This is a genomic window from Stenotrophomonas sp. STEN083, assembly GCF_056759195.1.
Genome location: NZ_JBRRCU010000034.1, coordinates 1 through 22186 on the forward strand (window position 1 = coordinate 1; position 22186 = coordinate 22186).

Annotated in this window: 19 protein-coding genes; 12 read left to right on the forward strand and 7 right to left on the reverse strand. The window is 63.6% G+C overall.

The features are described from left to right. Positions 1-134: 134 nt before the first annotated feature. Entirely contained in the window at positions 135-974 is an 840-nt protein-coding gene (locus tag ACVOK8_RS11480) for an acid phosphatase (protein WP_481566916.1), read from the reverse strand. 340 nt (positions 975-1314) lie between these two features. After that, positions 1315-2139 (reverse strand): ABC transporter ATP-binding protein, encoded by an 825-nt coding sequence (locus ACVOK8_RS11485; RefSeq protein ID WP_481566917.1) that lies wholly within the window; start codon positions 2137-2139, stop codon positions 1315-1317. 126 nt (positions 2140-2265) lie between these two features. Between ACVOK8_RS11485 and ACVOK8_RS11490 the strand changes: the two genes are divergently transcribed. The 5 genes from ACVOK8_RS11490 (at position 2266) to ACVOK8_RS11510 (ending at position 7771) form a co-directional block, all read left to right on the forward strand. Continuing rightward, positions 2266-3468, forward strand: coding sequence for a DesA family fatty acid desaturase (locus ACVOK8_RS11490; protein WP_481566918.1), 1203 nt, complete (start codon positions 2266-2268; stop codon positions 3466-3468). Then, positions 3465-3794 carry an EF-hand domain-containing protein gene (locus ACVOK8_RS11495; RefSeq protein WP_481566919.1) on the forward strand — a complete coding sequence of 110 codons (330 nt, stop codon included), beginning with the start codon at positions 3465-3467 and terminating at the stop codon, positions 3792-3794. The genes ACVOK8_RS11490 and ACVOK8_RS11495 overlap by 4 nt, the downstream gene beginning before the upstream one ends. A 166-nt stretch (positions 3795-3960) precedes the next feature. Further along, positions 3961-4773 (forward strand): bifunctional DNA-formamidopyrimidine glycosylase/DNA-(apurinic or apyrimidinic site) lyase, encoded by an 813-nt coding sequence (gene mutM, locus ACVOK8_RS11500; protein ID WP_481566920.1) that lies wholly within the window; start codon positions 3961-3963, stop codon positions 4771-4773. A 139-nt stretch (positions 4774-4912) separates the two neighbouring features. Then, positions 4913-5950, forward strand: a complete 1038-nt coding sequence (locus tag ACVOK8_RS11505; protein ID WP_481566921.1) for a DUF4380 domain-containing protein — start codon at positions 4913-4915, stop codon at positions 5948-5950. A gap of 216 nt (positions 5951-6166) precedes the next feature. Then, the gene (locus ACVOK8_RS11510; RefSeq protein WP_481566945.1) at positions 6167-7771 is read left to right on the forward strand and encodes an OpgD/OpgG family glucan biosynthesis protein; all 1605 of its coding nucleotides are present in this window, start codon (positions 6167-6169) and stop codon (positions 7769-7771) included. Between the two features lie 175 nt (positions 7772-7946). On the opposite strand, the gene ACVOK8_RS11515 is transcribed toward ACVOK8_RS11510, so the two are convergent. Continuing rightward, positions 7947-8567, reverse strand: a complete 621-nt coding sequence (locus ACVOK8_RS11515) for a thymidine kinase (protein ID WP_296250341.1) — start codon at positions 8565-8567, stop codon at positions 7947-7949. 76 nt (positions 8568-8643) lie between these two features. Here ACVOK8_RS11515 and ACVOK8_RS11520 point away from each other — a divergent pair, with 76 nt between their 5' ends. Together ACVOK8_RS11520 and ACVOK8_RS11525 are read left to right on the forward strand one after the other, a co-directional pair. Continuing rightward, positions 8644-10626, forward strand: a complete 1983-nt coding sequence (locus ACVOK8_RS11520; protein WP_481566946.1) for a UvrD-helicase domain-containing protein — start codon at positions 8644-8646, stop codon at positions 10624-10626. 241 nt (positions 10627-10867) lie between these two features. Further along, the gene (locus tag ACVOK8_RS11525; RefSeq protein WP_481566922.1) at positions 10868-11389 is read left to right on the forward strand and encodes a GNAT family N-acetyltransferase; all 522 of its coding nucleotides are present in this window, start codon (positions 10868-10870) and stop codon (positions 11387-11389) included. Between the two features lie 111 nt (positions 11390-11500). Here the strand turns inward: ACVOK8_RS11525 and ACVOK8_RS11530 are convergent, their stop codons facing one another. After that, positions 11501-12166 (reverse strand): YceH family protein, encoded by a 666-nt coding sequence (locus tag ACVOK8_RS11530; RefSeq protein WP_481566923.1) that lies wholly within the window; start codon positions 12164-12166, stop codon positions 11501-11503. Positions 12167-12362: 196 nt separating this feature from the next. Between ACVOK8_RS11530 and ACVOK8_RS11535 the strand changes: the two genes are divergently transcribed. The 4 genes from ACVOK8_RS11535 to plsB all read left to right on the forward strand — a co-directional run bounded on the left by ACVOK8_RS11535 (position 12363) and on the right by plsB (position 17878). Further along, complete coding sequence (locus ACVOK8_RS11535) at positions 12363-13265, forward strand: 5'-nucleotidase, lipoprotein e(P4) family (RefSeq protein ID WP_481566924.1); 903 nt, start codon at positions 12363-12365, stop codon at positions 13263-13265. Further along, positions 13262-13990, forward strand: coding sequence for an orotidine-5'-phosphate decarboxylase (gene pyrF / locus ACVOK8_RS11540; RefSeq protein WP_481566925.1), 729 nt, complete (start codon positions 13262-13264; stop codon positions 13988-13990). The genes ACVOK8_RS11535 and pyrF overlap by 4 nt, the downstream gene beginning before the upstream one ends. A gap of 295 nt (positions 13991-14285) precedes the next feature. Then, positions 14286-15248, forward strand: coding sequence for a hypothetical protein (locus tag ACVOK8_RS11545; RefSeq protein ID WP_481566926.1), 963 nt, complete (start codon positions 14286-14288; stop codon positions 15246-15248). A gap of 8 nt (positions 15249-15256) precedes the next feature. Next, on the forward strand, positions 15257-17878 hold the full coding sequence (gene plsB, locus ACVOK8_RS11550) for a glycerol-3-phosphate 1-O-acyltransferase PlsB (RefSeq protein WP_481566927.1): 2622 nt from the start codon (positions 15257-15259) through the stop codon (positions 17876-17878). Between the two features lie 258 nt (positions 17879-18136). Here the strand turns inward: plsB and ACVOK8_RS11555 are convergent, their stop codons facing one another. Beyond that, positions 18137-18757, reverse strand: a complete 621-nt coding sequence (locus ACVOK8_RS11555) for a hypothetical protein (protein ID WP_481566928.1) — start codon at positions 18755-18757, stop codon at positions 18137-18139. Positions 18758-19794: 1037 nt separating this feature from the next. Continuing rightward, complete coding sequence (locus tag ACVOK8_RS11560; RefSeq protein WP_481566929.1) at positions 19795-20160, reverse strand: hypothetical protein; 366 nt, start codon at positions 20158-20160, stop codon at positions 19795-19797. A 397-nt stretch (positions 20161-20557) separates the two neighbouring features. Between ACVOK8_RS11560 and ACVOK8_RS11565 the strand changes: the two genes are divergently transcribed. Further along, on the forward strand, positions 20558-21745 hold the full coding sequence (locus ACVOK8_RS11565; protein WP_481566930.1) for a helix-turn-helix transcriptional regulator: 1188 nt from the start codon (positions 20558-20560) through the stop codon (positions 21743-21745). 218 nt (positions 21746-21963) lie between these two features. On the opposite strand, the gene ACVOK8_RS11570 is transcribed toward ACVOK8_RS11565, so the two are convergent. Beyond that, a complete protein-coding gene (locus tag ACVOK8_RS11570) occupies positions 21964-22170 on the reverse strand; it encodes a YdcH family protein (RefSeq protein WP_481536614.1) in 207 nt (68 codons plus the stop codon). Between the last annotated feature and the right edge of the window lie 16 nt (positions 22171-22186).

Consider the following 22186-nt stretch of genomic DNA (forward strand, 5'->3'; position numbering starts at 1 on the left):
CCTAGGCTGGATCTGTTCCAGGGCGTGGTTTCCCGCGCTTGTTCGTCCCAGAGCTCGGGCGTGGGCCCCCCGCTCCCACAAAATCGAGTTACCGGAGACTGCTGCCGAGCATGGCTCGGCACTACAGGTAAGGCTCAGCGCGCTTCGGGGATGTCCGAGGTCAGCGCTGCGGTTTCCGCGGCGCAGTCACGCGGCAGCGGCTGCTTGAGCGTGCGTGCATGGGCCAGCTCTTCGCGTGCCTTGGCCAGGTCGGCGACAAAGTCAGGGTTGTCATGCAGTCGCGCCACCGTGGCCGCGCCCATGAACTGGCCCTGCTGGACGTCGCTATACCAATGCACGTTGCAGACCAGGCGGCTGTGGCCATAGTTGCGGCCGCGCTCGATCAAGGCGGTGGCGTGGTCGGGATCGATTTCCGACAGGATCAGGCCCCAGGCCCAGCCAATCGACGTATGCCCGGACGGGTAGGAGCCACTCTTGCGCAGGCCCTCTTCATCGTCCGGCGTGCAGGTTGGTGCATTGTTGACCATGAACGGACGCGGGCGCTGGTAGTGGGTTTTTGCTGCCTTGGTAGCAGCACTGGCGTCGATGCGGCTGCGCTCCAGCAGGCGGTACAGCACCGGCGTGGTCTTGGCGGTGACGGCCACGCCCAGCGCGCAGCTGAACTGGTCGGCGCCGGCCGGGAAGCTCAGGTCGGCGTCGGTATGCGCCTGCGCGAAACGCGCGCTGCCTTGCATGCTCAGGGCCTGGCTGGCGACGGCTTCATCCAGCTGTGCCGATGCCGAGCCGGGGGCGGGCGGCGCTGGGCTAAGGGCAAGGCTGTCGGGGATGGCGCTGCCGATCAGATAGCCGGTGATCTTGGTGCTGGCGTCTTCGCCGGATGCGGAAGGACGGGTCGGAGTGCTGGAGCAGGCGCTGAGTGCGGCGACCAGCGCAAGGGCGGCGCCAAGGCGCAGCGGAATAACGGGAAATGACATCGCGACGACAAAGGGATTACAGGAGCGGAGCGGCATCATCTCACCAACGGCCGCGCTCTGCCCCCTCCCTTTGCCGAAGGCAAGGGGAGGGCTGGGGAGGGGTGCTCTTCGCATGAGCTTCAGCAACCAGCACAAGCAACGGCCAAAGCCCCCCTCCCAGCCTCCCCCTTGGCTGGCGCCAAAGGGGAGGGGCCAATCTCCCTCCCTTGCGCGTAACGCAGGGGGTGAAGAAGGCCTGCTTGCGCGCCACTGGCGCGCGGCCTGATGAACGACCGTAGGCTGTGCGTTCGGGCCGGACGGGTCGGGGAGGGGTGCTTTTGCCCTTCAAGCAAAAGCCAATTTACAAACTGCCCACCCAGGCCGACATCCGCCCGTCGTCCTCGCGTACCTCGATCGGCCCGCCGAACACCTCTGACAGTGGCCCGGAGCGAAGCAGTTCGCCGCGAGCGCCATCAGCAAAGATCCGACCACCCTTCATCAGCACCACGCGGTTGATCTCCGGGATCACTTCTTCGATGTGGTGGGTGACCAGCACCAGGGTGATGCCCTGCTGGGCAAGGTTGCGCATGCTGTCGATCAGATGCTGCCGCGAGATCAGGTCCAGGCCGGTGGACGGCTCGTCCAGCAGCAAGGCCTTGGGCTGGTTGACCAGCGCCCTGGCGATCAGCACGCGGCGGGTTTCACCGGCTGACAGCTCGGCATAGCTGCGGCCCAGCAAGGGCAGGGCACGCGCCAGTTCCAGCGCATGCCGCGCGCGTTGGCGCATGGCGTCGGTGACATCGCGGTGCGCCGGCACCACAAAGCTGGCAAAGAAGCCGGCGATCACTGCTTCCTCCACGGTCAGCCCAGGCATGCTGGACAGGTTGCTGGACAGGTCGCCGGTGACAATGCCCAGCTGCGCACGCAGCCGGTCCACCTGCCAGCGGGTCTGGCCCATCACCTTGACCGGCACATGGCCGTCGGCGCGTGCCAGCGGATAGAGCTCACGCGTGATCAGCTTGATGAATGAGGATTTTCCGCAGCCGTTCGGCCCGAGGATGGCGGTGTGCTGGCCCTGTTCGATACGCAGGTTCAGCTCATGCAACACACGGACCTGGCCGCGGATGACGCAGGCATGGTCCAGTTCGATCAGGGGGGCCGCTTCGGCGGCGGGTGCAATGGACATTCAGTTGGAGGCGGCAGCTGAGGATTCGACCAACGGACGTACCGCCGGTGGATGAAGTTTGCGCTGACAGCCCCCATCATGTGTAGCACTGGTTTCATCTGGCACCGACTGCCTGGAGTGTTCGTGATGTCCGACGCCCTGCTCGATTTCCTCACCGGTGGCATCGTCGGCCTGGGCTGGTGGGGCATGCTGGCGGTGCTGTTGGTGTTCACCCAGCTCACCATCTTCGCGGTCACCCTGTACCTGCATCGCAGCCAGGCCCACCGCGGCGTGGATTTCCATCCGCTGGTGTCGCATGTGTTCCGTTTCTGGGTGTGGCTGACCACCTCGATGATCACCCGCGAGTGGGTGGCCATCCATCGCAAGCACCACGCCAAGGTCGAGACCGAGGACGATCCGCACAGCCCGGTCACCAAGGGCATCCGCAACGTGTTCTGGCGCGGCGTGGAGCTGTACAGCGAGGCGCGCACGCTGCGTGGCGATATCGAGCAGTATGGGCGTGGCGCGCCTGAGGACTGGATCGAACGCAGGCTTTACACCCCGCACGCCAATCTCGGCCCGATCCTGCTGTTCGTGATCAACGCCGTGTTGTTCGGTTTGCCGGGCATCGCCTTGTGGGCGATCCAGATGGCGTGGATTCCGTTCTGGGCAGCGGGCGTGGTCAACGGACTTGGCCACTGGTGGGGTTATCGCAATTTCGAATCGGCCGACACCTCGACCAACCTCACGCCGTGGGCGTTCTGGATCGGTGGCGAGGAACTGCATAACAATCATCACGCCTTCCCCAGCTCGGCGCGGTTCTCGATGCGGCGCTGGGAGTTCGACATCGGCTGGCAGATGATCCGTGTGCTGGAGGTTCTACGCTTGGCCAAGGTGTTGCGGGTGGCACCGACGATGGACATCCGTCCGAACATCGCCGTGCCCGATGCCGATACCTTGAGGGCGCTGCTGTCGCATCGCTTCCAGGCGATGACCGATTACCAGCGCAATGTGCTTGCACCTGCCTTGAAGGAGGAGGCGGCGGCTGCAGGCGCCAAGCTGCGCAAGCTGTTGCCGCGGCGCATGCGCAAGGGATTGGTCAATGATGGCCGTTGGCTCAAACCCGATTGCCGTGCGCAGCTGCAGACCTGGGTGCAGCAACGCCCACGCATCAAGCTGCTGGTCGAGCACCGTGCGCGCCTGTCGGCGCTGCTGGAAGCCCGCAGCCATGACGCCGCCGAGCGCCTGCGCCACCTGCAGCAATGGTGCCAGGACGCCGAGGCCAGCGGCAGCGCGGCATTGCAGGCGTATGCAGCACGCCTGAAAGGCTATTCGCTCAGCGCCGCATGAAGACGATTGCCTTTCTTTTCCTGCTTGCTGCTTCCTTGCCAGCCATCGCCCAGGTACAGGACACCAATGCCTACCTGCAGCGCATGGACAGCGATGGCGATGGCCGCGTCAGTCCGGACGAATACCTGCAGTGGATGCTGTACGCCTTCGACAAGATGGACCGCAATGGCGACGGCGTCCTGCAGCCGAGTGAGCAGCCTGGCGGGCGTGGCAAGCCGATCACCCGCGAAGAACAGCGCCAGGTGATCCTGGCCCGCTTCGCGCGCCAGGATGCCAATGGTGACGGCTACCTCAGCGCCCGTGAGCTGATGGCGCCACCGCGCTGAGCCACGGAACATTGAATGTGGGAGCGGCGTAAGCCGCGAAGCCAAAAATCCAACCGAAGCCGATAGTGCACTGCGATCGATACAGGTCCGTTGTTCACCACCAACCAGCTTCACGGCTCACGCCCTTCCCACAAAACCCATCAAACACAATCGTCTTGAGATTCGCATGCCAGAACTACCCGAAGTAGAAACCACCCGGCGCGGCCTGGAACCACATCTGGTGGACCGCCGCATCCACGGCGTGATCCTGCGCCGGCCGGATCTGCGTTGGCCGATTCCCGTCGAGATCGAACAGCTGCTGCCGGGCCAGCGTATCGAGGCGATCCGTCGTCGCGCCAAATACCTGCTGCTGGATACCGAACTGGGCAGCGCGGTGTTGCACTTGGGCATGTCCGGCAGTCTGCGGGTGCTGCCAGGCGATACACCGGTGCGTGCGCATGACCATGTGGATATCAGTCTGGAGGATGGTCGTCTGTTGCGATTCAACGATCCGCGTCGTTTCGGTTGCCTGTTATGGCAGCCAGCAGGCGAAACGCACGAGCTGCTGGCTGGACTTGGTCCGGAACCGCTGCAGGATGAGTTCGACGGCGACTATCTGTTCCAGCGCAGTCGCGGCCGCAAGGCGCCGATCAAAACCTTCCTGATGGACCAGGGCATCGTCGTTGGCGTCGGCAATATCTATGCGGCGGAAAGCCTGTTCATGGCTGGCATCAATCCCCTGCGTGAAGCCGGCAAGGTATCGCGAGCGCGCTACCAACGGCTTGCCGACGCGGTGAAGGAAATCCTGGGTCACGCGATCACCCGTGGCGGGACCACCTTGCGCGATTTCATCAGCCCCGATGGTGCGCCGGGCTACTTCGAACAGGAGTTGCTTGTGTACGGGCGCGAAGGCGAGAACTGCAAACAATGCGGGCGCGCGCTGCGCTATGCCAGCATTGGCCAGCGCGCAACGGTGTGGTGCGGGTATTGCCAGCGCTGAGGGCCGCACCTGTAGTGCCGAGCCATGCTCGGCAGAAGCTCTACCGGTAAGGCCTCTGCCGAGCATGGCTCGGCACTACAAGAGGCGCGGGCCGCTGCAAGCTCTGCCATGATCCCCGCTGACCCGCAGGGAGCACCTAATGCAGCTGCATCATCGAATCACCCTCTGCCTGCTGTTGCTGCCATCCTTGGCGATCGCGCAACCCCATACCCCGGCAGACGACAACTCCGCAGTGCTGGAGAGCCGCGAGCTGCAACTACAGCTGACCTCCGCTTTCGGCGGCCGGGTGCTGTCGCTGCAGCGCAACGGCGAGCCCAATTTTCTGCGCATAGGTGCAGCGGTCCGCACGCAACCGGATCCGGCGGTAAACGCCAGCAGCGATGACATCGCCTACCTCGGCCATGACGTCTGGGTTGGCCCGCAATCGCAGTGGTGGCTGCACCAGCAGCTCAATACCGAGCGCCGAGCAGCTGCCGCCAACTGGCCGCCGGATCCATGGCTATCGCTCGCTCCTGCGCAATGGCTGCAGCGCGACGCCAGGCAACTGCGTTTGCGCGGCGCCGCCAGCCCGGTGACCGGCATGCAATTGGAAAAAACATTCCGGCTTGATCCCGAGCGCGCCGATACCGTGCATCTGCAGGTCAGCGGGCAGAACATCCGTGACACGCCCGTGGCCTGGGATCTGTGGTTCAACACCCGTGTCCACCCGGCTACCCGCGTCTTCGTGCCGGTCGCGATGGCCAGCGACATCCGTGTCGAAGGGGCGCCCGATCCGGGCATGCCGGACCATCGCTTTGAGGATGGCATGCTGGTACTGCACGCCGGTGCTGGCAGCATGGGGCCGCGCGGCAAATGGTTCGTACAGCCGACGGTGGGCTGGATGGCAGGCTTCAATGGCAGCCAAGCCTTGATCATCCGTTTTGCCAAGCAGCCGCGTGCCAGCATCCATCCCGAGCAGGCCCAGATCGAGTTGTATCTGGATGCCGGCGGTATCGCCGCGGGTTTACTGGAGATGGAAGTGCACGCGCCTTACCGTGAGCTGCAAGCCGGCGAACGGATGCAGGCAGGCGAGCAATGGACGCTATTGCAATGGGAGGGCGGTGATGACGCGGCGGCGCAGCGCGTATTCCTGTGTGCGCATGCGGCGGCGCTGCAGTTGGCTGGTGCTTGTCGGTAGGGCGCAGCCCCTGCTGCGCTTGGGGCGTTGCCGGTAAAGCTTCTGCCGAGCATGGCTCGGCACTACAAGCCCCTGTCCCGCCTGCGGGAAAGGGGTTGGGGAGGGGTTGGCTTTTCGCCGGTTGGCTGAAGGTGATGTTCATCCGCCGCCCGTCCAAGGCTGTCGATTCACCTAATTGCGCCTACCATGCTGCGGTCCCCTACCGGCCTGCTTTCCATGCAACGACGCGACTTCCTGCGCAACGCCGCTGCCGCCCTGGCGGCCTTTGGTCTTCCGTCCTTCAGCGCCTGTGCTGCGGGCAAACCCGCGCAGCTGGGCCTGCGTCGCCTTGGCCAGCCGCAGCCTTTTGACTTCGCTACGCTCAAAGGCCAGGCCCGCGCGCTGGCACAGGCACCCTACGAGAGCCACAAACGCACCCTGCCGGGCGCGCTGGAGAAGCTCGACTGGGATCAGTACCAGTCCATCGGCTACCGCCAGGACCACGCGCTGTGGGCCGACCAGCCCGGCAAGTTCCAGGCGAAGTTCTTCCACCTCGGCCTGTACTTCCATTCGCCGGTGCGCATGTTCGACGTGGTCGATGGCAAGGCACAGGAGCTGGCCTATGACGGCGCGGCCTTCAACTACGGCAAGAGCGGCATTCACGATGGCGAGCTGCCGGCCGACCTCGGCTTCGCCGGCTTCCGCCTCAATACCCGCAGCGATACCGACCGTGACTTCGCTGCTTTCCTCGGCGCCAGCTACTTCCGTGCGGTAGGCAAGGAAGGCCAGTACGGGCAGTCGGCGCGCGGCCTGGCCATCGATACCGGCATGGGCCGCCCCGAGGAATTCCCGGACTTCATCGCTTATTACCTGGAGCAGCCGTCAGCCGACTCGGACACGCTGGTGGTCTACGGCCTGCTGGATTCGCCAAGCGTTGCTGGTGCCTATCGTTTCGCCATCACCAATGGCGATGTACTGCTGATGGATATCGACAGCGCGTTGTACCCGCGCAAGGAAATTGAACGGCTCGGCATCGCGCCGTGCACCAGCATGTACCAGGTCGGCGAGAACGATCGCCGCATGGATTGGGACTGGCGCCCGGAGATCCACGATACCGACGGCTTGTCGATGTGGAACGGTGCCGGCGAGTGGATCTGGCGGCCGCTGTGCAACCCGGCCAACCTGCGCTTCAACATGTTCGTCGACAACAACCCGCGTGGCTTCGGCCTGCTGCAGCGTGATCGCAACTTCGATCACTATCAGGACGATGGCGTGTTCTATGAGAAGCGCCCCTGCCTGTGGATCGAACCCAAGGGGCAATGGGGCGAAGGCTCGGTGCAGCTGGTGGAGATTCCCACCGTCGATGAAACCTTCGACAACATCGTTGCGTTCTGGAACCCCAAGGCCAAGCCGCAGCCGGGCCAGGAGCTGTTGGTTGGCTACCGCCTGTACTGGGGCGCTGAGCCGCCGGCACGTCCGCCGCTCGCCCACTGCGTGGCCAGCCGCACCGGCCTGGGCGGCATCATCGGCAAGAAGCGCGAGTACTTCTCGTGGCGCTTCGCCGTCGATTTCGAAGGCGGCGAACTGGCCAGCCTGATCGACAAGGCCGAAGTTGAAGCGGTAGTGGAGGCCAGCCGTGGTCGCGTGGAAGTGGTGTCAGCGCGCCCGTTGCGGGAGATCAAGGGCTATCGCGCCATGTTCGACCTGGTGCCGCCGGACGGCAGCACAGAGCAGATCGATGTGCGGCTGTACCTGCGCAGCGGCGGCAAGACCCTGACCGAGACGTGGTTGTACCAGTACACCCCGCCGGCTGCTGGTGCGCCGGAGCGGACGTTGTATTGAGGGCTTTGCTTGAAGCTTTTGCTTAAGTCCCTCTCCCGTTTACGGGAGAGGGGTTGGGGTGAGGGCAAGCTCTTGGCAAGCAGGCATCGAGTCCCAGAAGCTCCCCTCATCCGCCCCTTCGGGGCACCTTCTCCCGTGAACGGGAGAAGGGACGCATCACCCTTGCGAGTTCCTGTTACAACGGCAACGGCGCCTGCATAGGATCAATCCGACCCTCACCGCGGGTGATCTTCTTGAACTCGGCGCGGCTCACCGACACATAGCGGTCATTGCCGCCGATCTCCACCTGCGGGCCGTCCTGCACGGCAAAGCCGTTCTCGTCCACACGCACGGTCATGGTTGCCTTCTTGCCGCTGTGGCAGATGGTCTTGATCTCCTGCATCTCGTCGGCCCAGGCCAGCAGGTACTGGCTGCCTTCGAACAGTTCGCCACGGAAGTCGGTGCGCAGCCCGTAGCACAGCGCCGGAATGCGCAGCTGGTCGACCACCTCGGACAACTGCCAGACCTGCGATTTGCTCAGGAACTGGGCCTCGTCCACCAGCACGCAGCCGAGCTTGCCGTGGGCGGCGATGTCCTGCTGGATCAGCTTCTCCAGGTCGGTATCGCGCTCGAAGGTGGTGGCTTCAGCCTGCAGGCCGATCCGCGAGGCGACCACGCCGGTACCGGCGCGGTGGTCCAGGTGCGGGGTCAGCAGCGCAACCCGCATGCCGCGTTCGCGGTAGTTGTGCGCGGACTGCAGCAGGGTGGTGGTCTTGCCGGCGTTCATCGCCGAATAGTAGAAATAGAGCTTGGCCATTGCCCATTTTACCGCGCCAGCCGGCGCTCACGGGCGATGGCTTACACTGCCTGCCTGCGACTGAAACCACCTCATGCTGGACTCCCTCAATCCCCCCCAACGCGCGGCGGCTGTGCACGCCGAAGGTCCTCTGCTGGTGCTGGCTGGTGCCGGTAGCGGCAAGACGCGCGTGATCGTCGAGAAAATCGCCCATCTGATCGGCATCCGCCGCTATCCGGCCCGCCGCATCGCCGCTATCACCTTCACCAATAAATCGGCAAAGGAAATGCGCGAGCGTGTGGCCAAGCGTCTGCGCGCCGAGGACGCGGCCGAGGTCACCATCTGTACCTTCCACGCCTTGGGCTTGAAGTTCCTGCAGATCGAACATGAACAGGTGGGGCTGAAGCGCAACTTCTCCATCTTCGATGCCGACGATGCCGGCGCGCAGATCAAGGATCTGCTGGGTGGCACGAATGCCAAGCCCGACGACATCGAGGACATGAAAAACCTGATTTCGCGGGCCAAGAACTCCGGGTTGTCGCCCGAGCAGGCGATGGCGGCGGCGCGCAGCAACCGCGAGAAGGACGCGGCGATGGTCTACGAGCTGTACCAGACCCGCCTGACCTCGTTCAATGCGGTCGACTTCGATGACCTGATCCGCCTGCCGGTGCAGGTGCTGGAAGAACACCCGGATATCGCCCTGGCCTGGCGCGAGCGCATCGGCTATCTGTTGGTCGACGAATGCCAGGACACCAACGACGCCCAGTATCGGCTGCTCAAACAGTTGGCCGGACCCGCCGGAAACTTCACCTGCGTCGGCGATGACGATCAGTCGATCTATGCCTGGCGCGGTGCCAATCCCGAGAACCTGCAGCAGATGGGCGTGGATTACCCCAAGCTGCAGATCATCAAGCTGGAACAGAATTATCGCTGCTCCAACCGTGTGCTGCGCGCGGCCAATGCGCTGATCGCGCACAACCCGCATGAGCATCTGAAGACATTGTGGTCCGACCAGGCCGACGGTGAACGCATCCGCGTATGGGAATGCCGCAACAGCGAACACGAAGCGGAAAAAGTGGCGGCGGAAATCCATTTCCTGGCGACCAGCCGCAAGATTCCGTGGAGTGATTTCTGCATCCTGTTCCGCGGCAATTTCCAGTCGCGTCCGCTGGAAAAAGCGATGCAGCTGGTCGGCGTGCCGTATCACCTCAATGGCGGCACCGTGTTCCTTGAACGGCAGGAAGTGAAGGACACGCTGGCGTGGCTGCGGCTGATCGTGAATCCGGACGACGACACTGCCTTCATGCGCGCGGTGCAGTCGCCCAAGCGCGATGTCGGCGCAAGCACGCTGGCCAAGCTGGCCGAGCTTGCGTCGGAGAAGGACATTCCGATGGCGCAGGCCGCTGAAAGCATGGGCGCGCTTGCACAGCTCACCCCGCGTGCGGCCAACAGCCTGAGCAAATTCACCGACATCCTGCGTGCCTTGCGGTTGGATATGCGTGGCATGAGCTCAGGCGATCTGGTGCGGCGTGTGGCCAAGGATTCGGGCATGTTGGCCGAACTGCGGAATGCGGCCAAGGACACTGCCGGCTACGAACGTCGTGCCAATAATCTGGAAGAACTGGCCTCGTGGTTCGAGAGCGGCCCGCGCGGTGCCAGCGCCGCCGACATGGCCGCGCAGCTGGCGCTGATCTCGCGCAACGACAAGGACGACGGCGGCAACCAGGTGCGGATGATGACGCTGCATGCGTCCAAGGGCTTGGAGTTCCCGTACGTGTTCATCGTTGGCTGCGAGGACGGCGTGCTGCCGCACCAGGTCAGCCTGGATGAAGGCAATCTGCAGGAAGAGCGGCGCCTGCTGTACGTGGGCATCACCCGCGCCAAGATCCAGCTGTGGATGAGCTTCAGTCGTTTGACGCGCAAGTTCGGCGAGCACATCCGGCTCAAGCCGAGCCGGTTTTTCGATGAGATTCCGGCCGGTGAGATCCAGCGCGATGGCGCCGATCCGGTGGCCGATGCCGCGCACAAGCAGGAGCGGGCCAAGGCCGGATTGGCAGCGATTCAAGCGCTGTTTGATTGATGCTTCGCCCCTCCCCCTTGCCGAAGCCAAGGGGGAGGCCGGGAGGGGGTAGCTTTGGCCCCCGGCTTTGCGGTTTGATTGAGGCTCGTCGCAAACAGCCTCTCAGCCACCCTTGGCCAAAGGAGAAGGAGGTAGTGCCGAGCCATGCTCGGCAGGGGCTCTACCGGCAAAAACCAAAGCACCCCTCCCAAACCCTCCCCTTGGCTGCGCCAAAGGGAGGGGGCAAAACAACGAGCCCGCAATGTCCCTGATTCAGACCGAACGCCTGCAACTGCGCCTGCTACGTGACGACGACGGTGATGCTGCCGCGATGCTGCAGTTGCTCAACGAGCCCGGCTTCCACCAGTACATCGGCGACCGCGGTGTGCGCACCGTCGAGGAAGCACGCGAGTACGTGCGCAACCACACCTTCGGCAGTTATGCCGCGAATGGCTTCGGCATGTATGCGATTGAACGCCGTAGCGATGGCGCCTGGTTGGGTAACGCCGGGCTGGTACGACGCGATGGTCTGCCCTGCGCGGATGTCGGTTATGCCTTGCTGGGTGCCTACACCGGCCAGGGCTATGCACTGGAAGCCGTGCAAGGCGTACTTGCCTACGCGCGCGGCACGCTCGGCCTGGGCGAACTGCGTGCGATCGTCTCGCAGGGCAATGCGCGCTCCGTCGCGCTGCTGGAAAAAATCGGCTTCCGCGATGACGGCACCGTGGTGCTGCCGGGCAAGGACGAACAGCTGCTGCTGTTCGTGCACACGCCACAAGGCTGAATCGCGTAGCCCGGGTAAGCGCAGCGCACCCGGGAGGCAAGGATCTACAGCTCTTTCTGGTTTTCCGCCAACCGCCCCGGGTGCGCTGTGCTTACCCGGGCTACGGCCAGCTCAGCCGCCCAACTGCTCCTGCAACGCTGCCAGTTGTTCCTGCAGGGCAGCGACGGTGGCTTCCAACTGCTGCACGCGCTCTTCCAGGGCGCTGTTGTCGACGGCAGAGGCAGCGCCCGCCGGCGCACGGTACTGCGCTGCCAGAGCATCCACATCCACCGCACCACACAGCAGGTGCATGAAGCGGTCTTCGCGCTGGCCCGACGCACGCGGCAGCTGCACGACCAGGCCACGCTGCTGCATGCGCTCCAACTGGTGGCGCAGGTCGGCGGCATCGGCGAATTTCGCCATGCGCTCGCTGCGGGTGGTCAGCTCACCGGCGGTCTGCGGGCCGCGCAGCAGCAGCAGGCCGAGCAGGGCGACCTGCTGCCGTGGCAGGTCGAGCTTGGGGCCGGTCAGGTGCTCGTAGCGGTCGGCACGCGAGGCGAAGTGCTGGCGCACCAGGCCAAGCGTTTCCAGCTGGCGCAATGCGTGCTGCACCTTGCCGGCTTCCAGGTTCATCACCGGCTCGCGCGCGGTTTTCTGGTTGGCGGCCACCTGGGTGGCATTGACCGTCAGCGGGTAGGTATCCGGGGTTGTGGCCTCTTTCTCGATCAGGCAGCCCAGCACGCGCGCCTGGGCGGCGTCGAGGATGGGGAAGTCGGGGGTCTGGCTGGCGTCGGTCACGGTCCGGGCTCTGGTGGTGCTAGGGGGCGCAAGCATAGCTGAGTGCTAAAACCGGGTCTAAAACCGGGGTCAGAGTGGGATTTCGTAAAGAAACCCCTCTCTGACCCCGGTTTTAGCTCCTGCTTCAGCCCGGCAAGGCGGGCAAAGCAGGGAGCCGGTAAACTTGCCCGGTTTTCAAAGATTCCCGGTAGTTGCCATGTCCCGATTCCCCGCCCTGACCCTGCTTGCCGGCGCTGTGCTGTCGCTGGCTGCCTGCAGCTCGACCGCGCCGTTGAGCCGCGTTTCGCCGGCCCCGGCCGATGCCGTAGTAGCGCCGGCCAATGCCCCCAACGACAACCTCAATGCCGTGCTGTGGGTGCAGCGTTCGCAGGAATACCGGGCCAGCGCACTGCAGACCTGGAAGCTGGCCGGCGCACAGCTCGACGCGGCGCTTGCCGATGGCAGCTGGACCGCGCTGTTGCCGGAAGAGGGCGGCAAGCACCAGTCGGCCAAGCTGAAGCCGGCGGTGGTGGTGGATGTGGACGAGACCGTGCTCGACAACTCGCCCTACCAGGCGCGGCTGGTGCGCGATGGAGCCAGCTACAACGACGCGACCTGGGAAGCCTGGGTGGATGAGCGCAAGGCGCAGCCGGTACCCGGCGCGGTGCAGTTCGCGCAGGCCGCCGCCGCCAAGGGCGTGACCATGATCTACATCAGCAACCGCACCGCGGCGATGAAGGATGCGACTATCGCCAACCTGCGCGCGGTTGGCTTCCCGGTGGCCGATGACAGCGTCTATCTGGGCCTGGGCACGCCGGTGCCGGGCTGCACCGAACATGGCAGCGAGAAGGGCTGCCGCCGCCAGCTGGTGGCGCAGAACTACCGCGTGCTGATGCAGGTGGGCGACCAGTTCACCGATTTCCTGCAGGTCGAGGACAACAGCCTGGCTGCGCGCGACCTGCTGCTGGACAAGTACCAGGGCTGGATCGGCTCGCGCTGGTGGATCCTGTCCAACCCCACCTACGGTGGCTGGGAAGGTGCGGCCATCAACAATGCCTGGTCGCTGCCGGCGGACCTGCGCAACGGTGCAAAGCGTGAAGCGCTGGAGGTGGCCCGATGAGCCGCGCACCGCTGCCGCTGCGTAGCGACGAGCGCCTGATCTTCGCCCTGGATGTGCCCGGCAAGGCCGAAGCTATCGCGTGGGTGGACAAGCTTGGCGATGCCGTGTCGTTCTACAAGATCGGCATGGAACTGCTGGCCTCGGGCGAGTATTTCGACGTGCTCGACGAACTGGCCAAGCGCGACAAGCGCGTGTTCGTCGACCTGAAGTTCTTCGACATCCCGGCCACCATTGCCGGCGTGATCAAGCGTTTGTCGCAGTGGCCGGTGAGCTACTGCACCATCCATGGCTGGCACCCCGGCATGATGGAAGCCGCTGCAGCCGCCAACAGCTCGGAGATGCGCCTGCTGGCGGTGACCGTGCTGACCTCGATGGGGCGGCCGGACCTTGCGCAGATGGGTATCGACCGTGAACCGGTGGACGTGGTGGTGGAACGCGCCTTGGCCGCGCAGCGCGCCGGTATCGACGGCGTGATTGCTTCCGGCCAGGAAGCCGCGCCGATCCGCGCCGCTACCGGTCAGGGTTTCTCCATCGTCTGCCCCGGCATCCGCCCCGGCGGCCCGGTGGGCGATGACCAGCAGCGCACCGTGGGTGTGGCCCAGGCTTTTGCTGACGGCGCGGACGCGATTGTCGTCGGCCGGCCCATCCGTCTGGCTGCCGACCCGCGTGCTGCAGCATTGGCAATGCAACTTGAAATTGCCGATTCATTCAAATTAAATCAATGACTTATCGCATTGTTCATGAAGTATTGCATTAACTGAAGCCGGCGCGTAGGCTACGTCTCGTCCGGCTCTGCCGGCGATGCGTCAAACATGTCTACCGGCTTCATGTCGGTTTGAGGGGTCTGTCACCGGCAACGGGGCGGCCTCTTTTTTTATTCCGGGATCGGAAAATCGAGAAAGGCGCTGGCGCGGGCAGTTGCCCGCCTCCGTGCTGCCCTTCGGTGCCGTGACGGCCGTGCTTGCCGCTGTCACCGGGCAGGCATCAAGATGCTTGGCCTACGGGAGGATAGCCGCCGTCATGCAACGCCGTTCACTACCCAGCTGCCACACCCTCATCCTGGCTTCGGTTTGCCTGGTAGCGCTGTTGGCGGGTTGTAAGCGCAACGCCGAGCCCTTGCCCGGAGCCGCCACCGAGCCGGCCGCAGCGGTGCGCCAGCTGACCCAGCACCTGCGCAACAACGACCTGGTCGGCTATGCCCGCGCTGCGGTACCGCCGGCCCAATACGCCGAACTGGAAGCGGCCTGGGCGCAGGGCCATAGCCGCTGGCCACTGACCGAGCTGCCCTTGGACGAAAAGCTGCCGGCGCTGCTGGCCACGCTGTCGGAGCAGGATGCCGAGCGCAAACTGCAGCGCGCCTTCAAGGCGCAGCTGGAGGGCCAGACCGCCGCCGTGCGTCAGGCCGCGCATTCGCTGGGCCTGTTCGGCGTGCAGTACATCAGCCATCAAGGTGACTACAACGCAGCCGAACGTGCGCACTACGTGCAGCTGGTCACCGCGCTCAGCGACTGGGCCCAGGCCGCACCGCTGCCGGACCCCAAGCTTGCGCAGACCTCGATTGCCACCCTCACTGCTGCTGCCCGTGCCACCGGCCTGGCCAGTGAGCAGGACTTCCAGCAGGCCGGCATGACCGGCACCTTGCAGAAACTCGGCCCGTTCGCTGCGGCCAGCAAGCAGGTGCTGGCCGCCTATGGCCTGAAGCTGGATGAAAGCGTGGAGCAGATGCGTACTGGCCTGGTCTCGCAGGACGGCGACCGCGCCACCGTGCGCGTGCAGTACCCGCTGGCGGGCAAGGAACTGGATCTGGAACTGGCTTTGGTACGCCACGACAAGCGCTGGTATCTGGCACGTACGCTCAGTGATGTGGACGCAGTGCTGGTGGCCGCGCGCGCTGCCGAACAGGCCAAGGCCGATGCCTTGCAGCCAGCTGAAACTACAGCTCCGGAAATACCAGACAACGCCGCAGCGGCGGCTAAGCCATAATGGCGCCGATGTCGAAACAGAAATCCCAGCCCGATCAGGGTGAACTGCTGCCGCCGGACGACGCCAACGCGACGCCCGCCATTCCTGCTGCCATTGTGCCGGGCGCTTCCGCGCGTCCGTCGCCTGCGGCCCGTGCTGCGCGTCGCCCGCTGTGGTCGCGCCTGCTCGGCAAGCTGATCGAGCCCTGGCTGGGCCTGAAGATCGAGCCCGAGCAGCCCGGTGACTACAACGACGGCCGCCCGGTGGTGTACGTGCTGGAGGACTACGGTCTGTCCAACGCACTGATCCTGGACAAGGCCTGCCGCGATGCCGGCCTGCCCTCGCCGCTGGTGCCGCTGGCCGGTGACCCGACCGGGCGCAAGCGCGCCTACGTGGCGCTGTCACGCCGTTCCAGCAACAACATGCTGCTGCCCGAACAGCGTGGCGCCAAGACCCATTCCGATTCGCTGGCCAAGCTGCTGCAGGCGCACCGCGCCAATCCGGGCCTGGACGTGCACCTGGTGCCGGTGTCGATCTTCGTCGGCCGCGCCCCGGACAAGCAGAGCGGCTGGTTCGCGGTGCTGTTCTCGGAAAACTGGGCGCTGGTCGGTCGTTTCCGCCGCCTGCTGGCGATCCTGCTCAACGGTCGCGACACCATTGTCCGCTTCGCCCCGCCGGTGTCGCTGCGCGGCACCGTCGATGAAGGCCTGGAGCCGGAGCGCACCGTACGCAAACTGCAGCGCGTGCTGCGCACGCACTTCCGTCGCATCCGCGAATCCATCATCGGCCCGGATCTTTCCACCCGCCGCCTGTTGGTGGACAAGGTGCTGGAAGCTGATTCGGTGCGCGAAGCCATCGCTGTGCAGGCCAAGCGCGACAACTCCAAGACCACTGACGCTTGGAAGAAGGCGCAGGGCTATGCCTGGGAAATTGCTGCTGATTACTCCACCCCGGTGGTGCGTTCGGCCAGCTTCATGCTCAGCCACGTCTGGAACCGCATCTATGCCGGCGTGCTGGTGCATCACCTGGACAAGTTCAAGGAAGCCGCGCCTGGCCACGAAATCATCTACGTGCCCAGCCATCGCAGCCACATGGACTACCTGCTGCTGAGCTACCTGCTGTACGACCGCGGCATCGTGCCGCCGCACATCGTGGCCGGCATCAACCTCAACCTGCCGGTGGTCGGCACCCTGCTGCGCAAAGGCGGCGCGTTCTTCATCCGCCGCTCGATCAAGGGCAACGCTCTGTACTCGGCGGTGCTCAGTGAATACGTCGCGCAGCTGGTGGCCGGTGGTTATTCGATCGAATACTTCGTCGAAGGCGGGCGCTCGCGTACCGGTCGCCTGCTGCAGCCCAAGGGCGGCATGATCTCGATGACGCTGCGCGCCTTCCTGCGCCAGCCGCGCAAGCCGGTGCTGTTCCAGCCCATCTACGTCGGCTACGAAAAGCTGATGGAGGGCAACAGCTACCTCGACGAGCTCACTGGCCGGCCGAAGGAAAAGGAATCGATCTGGGCGCTGTTGTGGGGCATCCCCAAGGTGCTCAAGCAGAATTACGGCCAGGTGGTGGTGAACTTCGGTGAACCCATCGCGCTGAACGACGTGCTGGCCAAGATGGCGCCCGAATGGGACGGCCAACCGGTGCCCGAAGACGAGAAGCCGGGCTGGTTGGCCGGCACCGTCGACGTGCTCGCCGAGCAGATCCAGGAGCGCATCAACGCTGCTGCCGACGTAAACCCGATCAACCTGCTGGCGCTGGCGCTGCTGTCCACGCCCAAGCACGCGATGGGTGAGGCCGACCTGATCGCACAGATCGAGCTGTGCAAGAAGCTGCTGGTGGAAATGCCGTACTCCGATCGCGTCACGGTCACCCCGCATTCGCCCGAGCGCATCATTGCCCACGCCGAGGAAATCAACGTCCTCACCCGCATCAAGCACCCGCTGGGTGATGTGCTCAGCGTCAGCGGCGATACCGCGGTGCTGCTGAGCTACTTCCGCAACAACGTACTGCATCTGTTCACTGCGTCTTCGTGGGTGGCTTGCTGCTTCCAGAACAACCGCCGCATGAGTCGTGGCGGCCTGCTGCGTCTGGGTCGCGGCCTGTACCCGTTCCTGCAGGCGGAGCTGTTCCTGCCGTGGACCGAGAATGAATTCGCCGCGCGCATCGACCAGACCATCGACGTCTTCGTCCGCGAAGGCCTGCTCCAGCATGTGGGCGAAGACGACGGCGGCATGCTCGCGCGCAGCACCGGCCAGACCGACGAAGTGTTCCGTCTGCGCGCGATCGGCCATTCCCTGCAGCAGGCGTTCGAACGCTATTACATCGCTATCTCGGTGTTGGTGAAGAACGGCCCGGGCACGCTCGGCGCTGGTGAGCTGGAAAGCCTGTGCCAGCAGGCCGCGCAGCGCCTGAGCCTGCTGTACGCACCGGCCGCACCGGAGTTCTTCGACAAGACCCTGTTCCGTGGCTTCATCCAGAAGATGCGCGAGCTGCGCCTGGTCTGGCCGGACCAGAACAGCAAGCTGCTGTTCGACGAGCGTCTGGATGCCTGGGCCAAGGACGCCAAGTTCATCCTCGGCCGCGAACTGCGCCACACCATCGAACGTGTGAGCCCGGAAGCGGTGAAGCCGGACGTGCCGCCAGCAGAGTGAGCGGCAACCCCGTAGAGCGGAGCCATGCTCCGCTGAAGTGTTACCGGAAATCCATTGTCTTGTAGGAGCGGCGTAAGCCGCGAAGCCACTGGTCAATCAGCTCGCAGGCATGCCGGTGATTTCAACGCTGCCGGCCTCGCGGCCTACGCCGCTCCTACAGCCCTGAAATTGCCTGCAAGGCTCCTTGCCGAGCATGGCTCGGCACTACGCGTCGGTGATGGGTGTGGTTCGCTGCGGATAGTGCACGCGCAGCTGCGCTCAGCGGATTGATTTCAGTGACTCAAGGGTGTCCTGAATTCTCTTTGTCTCGGCAGGTGTCTGCTCCGAAAGCGTTGGCATTCTTTGCAGTTGTTCCTTCAGGGTGGTCGCCAATTCTGCCCTTGCCTTGGCATTTTCCGCATCAGTGGTTGCTATCGACAAGGTCATCTGCAGTATCTGGTTGAAGAGCTCCAGATACTCCGCTGAACTGAAGGAGTTGTTGAGAGAGGCTTCGCACAGACGGAACATCGCGTCGCGTGCAAGAAGAACAGAATGATTCCTTCCTGCCAGTTCCATCGCGTTGGCTGACATATCCATTTCAGTCGTGGCCTCCGCGCCTTTTACCACCTTGCCGCTGGCTTTCAACTTGCTGGCCAGAACCAGGGCTACATCGGGTGATGGCTCAGCACAGAAGCGGTACTTTCCAGCAGAGGCGGCGGGAATGATGATTGTTCCGCGACGTGACGAATCATAGGTGAGCCAGGTAGACCCGTCGTCAAGGGTTCGCTTGCTGGCGAGCGGGGTGAAGTTCGCGCATCCCGGTGCTGCCAGAAGCAGCGCTGCAAGCGCTGCAAGCCCTGCCGCGCATAAGCTGTCGAATGGCCTCTTACTGATGCTCATGGTCTCTCTCTCCATTGTTGGTGCTGGATTGGGTGCGAATACGCAAGGTTTCGGTCGCGGGGGTGCGCGAACAACCACTGTGCCGCGAGGTTGGCAACGGTACTGGTGTGAAACTTGCTAACCGCCAGGGCGGGGGGCCTGAAGATGCTCTTCTGCATCACTGAGGTCGCTCTTCAACAGATCATCTGAGCGCCAGTAGGCATCGCCGCTGTGGTGGCAAGTGCGATCCATTTCAATGCATCGAAGACCGTATCAAACCAATCGCTCTCCAATGCGTTGCAATAGATGCTTTTCTCGTTCCAGCCAGCGAGGCGCTTGCGTGCATCCAGTGCGCCTCCAACGGAACTCAGCACTATGATGTATAGGCGCGAGGTGGTGCAGTTGAACTGCGTGCCAAATGGTCCGGGGCAGGGTCGTCATTGACAGTAGCGGACATCCGTAACCCAGACTTTCATATCCTCGGGCTGGCAGGTCATCGACAACGCACGTCGCATTTCGCTCGAATCGCCATAACAGCTGGCGCCGCCAACATAGTTCCTCATCGTTCCCTGCGCATAGGAATTGTGCGGTCCAGGACATTGCGCGCGATAGTCGACATCAATGCACCTGTTTACGTCAGATCGATGTCCTATGACAAAGGCTTTGGTCCCACCTCCCGGGCAAGATGTCGCAGACAGCTTGATGTCATTGAACTGCTTCGAGAGGTACAGATCCGTCGTCCAATGCTGCGCACTGGACGTGCTTGGCATGCAGAGCATCGCAAACATGATCAGCGCTGATGGCATTGTCTTCATGGTGGTCCTGATTCCTTTGAATGGCGGGGAGTGGCCGGTCTTCGCCCGCATGCGCATCAGTCTGTAGCGGACGTGGGGCAAGGATGCTGCAGGGTTGGGTTTCGGTTCTTGGTTGATGACGTCATGCTCGGCCCGTTTCGGCTTTGACCCCCCCTTCTGGTGGCCGAATCCGCCAGCAAGTTAACGTCGCCTTAGGGTCGCAGCCAGCGTGGCGTAGCACTGGTTTGCGGCGGCAACTGTGGGTTACGAGCGCTCATAAACGGCTTCACCCGACGTATCGGTGGACGTGCAGCGAAGGCGGGATGGAGTCTGTTTCTCGCAGAGCAGGTAGGTGACTCCCTCTTTGTTCTTGAACTGGAACTTCTCCCCATCCTTGGAGAAAACAAAAGTTGTGGCCAAAGTTCTTGGGTAGTTGTAAGTACTGTTTCCAACATTGATTGATATGCTTCCGGTCATTAAGACTTGGCCATCGAATTCAGTGAATTCGATGCCATTGGGACTTCTATCGCTGGCTTCTTTCCATTTCCCCAGCCATCCGGATTGAGCGTTTGCAGGGAATGTGGTTGCCGCTAACAGAAAGATTGCCGGCAGGCGGTGCGTGTATTTCATGGCGATCTCTAGATTGGAATGAATGCAATGTTGTGATGCGGGCCCACGGCTCCCGATGAACGCCTGGCCTCGGGCACAGCAAGCGCACGGCCGATGTGGTTGGTTTCCGTCTCATCAATGCACCCCCGCTGCGGCACCAAGTCCTTGGTTTTGTGGGTCTTGCAGCGAAACCCACGCAGCGGTCAGTCAATGACAGTTGACCCCAGCAAAAAAACCCAAAACACTCCCAGTCAGGGCTTGACAACAGGGGGATGGCCTTGGAACGAGAACGTCGATTCGTATCGCGTCGGAGCATTGCCAACCCCGCCGGGCGCCGGCTAGGCCCATGGGGGGGGCTGGTCGCAGGATTGGAGCCGCTGTTTGAGCGACCTTCGCTGGTGTTGATGGGGCTGCGTGAATGAGCCTTGTTCGTGCCGACTCAGCGATGATCGACGTACCGCCCTGTCGGTCTGCCTCGGCGGCGCAGCAGCAGGAACGGCGGTTGGGCGAACTGCTCGAGTCGCTGTACGCCGCGGTACTGGATATTTCCGCCCTGGAGATATTCAACCAACGTCTGGCTGAAGTCACCGACAGCCATATCACCGGCGTGCTTATTCACGATGTTGCCGCTGGCAGGGGGCATGTCAGCCATATCCATGGCGTGGACACTACCCGCATGGCCGGATTGCTGGCCGATCTGGACCTGCGCGAGGACCCGTGGATGAAACGGGTTACACCGCAGTTGGCGATCGGCCGAGTGTTGAACACGGATGCATTTCTGGCCCGCAGCGAGGCGTTGAACAGCGGCTTCCATGACGCCTATTACAGGCAGCTGGATATCGTCCAGCAGGTGGCCTCGGTAGGGTTGTTTGACGGCAGCAGTTCAGTGACCTTGTCCATGTGTCACGGTGACTTGAAGCGCGCATATGGCGAGGCCGAGCTGGGTCTGCTGCAGGCGTTGACCCCACATTGGATCAACGCCTACGCCATGCTGCGGCGGATCAGTGGCCTGCAGCAGCAGGTGACCACGCTGGAGCAGGCACTTGAGTGCTCGCCGGTGGCAATGTTGATGCTGGGCAAGGATCTGCGCATCTGTCGCAGCAATGCGGCTGCGGAACGCCTGCTGGGATGTGGCCTGTTGCGCCGCGAGGGTGGTCTGTTGAGTGTGGCCGGACGTGCCCGGGCGGGGTTGCAGGGTTTACTGCAACGCGCGTTGCGCGGTGACAGTCAGTTGCTGGGTGGAGATGTGGAGAAATTGATACTGCATGATGCCGCGCAGCGTCCGTGCTATGTCCTGACCGCGCATCGGCTTGTGCAATGGTCGCCGCAAGAGCAGGGCGCATTGCTGGTGTTCGTGCGTGAGGTCAAGCAGGCGGCGGAATCGTTGGAGCCCATCTTGCGACAGTTGTTTGGGCTCACAGAGGCCGAATCGCGATTGGCATCGGCCCTGCATCGGCATGCCGATATCGGTGTCGCGGCGCAGGAATGTGGGATTACCCAAGGTACGGCGCTGAGTCGGCTCAAGACCATTTATGACAAGACCGGGGAGCGGGGTCAGGTCAGCCTAGTGCGTTTGATTGCCGCGTTGACTACGGTCTGTAACTGATCCGGCAGGCAGCCTTGCTGCAAGGCTTGTAGGGGTGGCGTAAGCCGCGAAGCCACGGCTCGATCAGGTTGCAGGCATGGCGGTGATTTCAACGCTGCCGGCTTCGCGGCTTACGCCGCGCCCACGATCCCTGTGGGGTTGAGGGGTTGTATTGGAAAGCCCCTGCCGAGCATGGCTCGGCACTACCGTTTGTTGGCGGGTTTTGCGTTGAGCCGCGCTCAGGCTGGCTCGTCCGGGATCAGCATGCTTTCCAGCTTGATGATGCAGTCCTTGAGCTGCAGCTTGCGCTTCTTCAGGCGCTTGGCGTCCAGATCGTCGTCGGGGTTGGCGGCCAGCTTGGCGATACGTTCGTCCAGACTGCGGTGCTCGGCCCGCAGCTCGGCGATGCGCTGGTTCAACTCGTGGATGGGCGGCAGCTCGGACATGCCGCCAGCTTAGCCG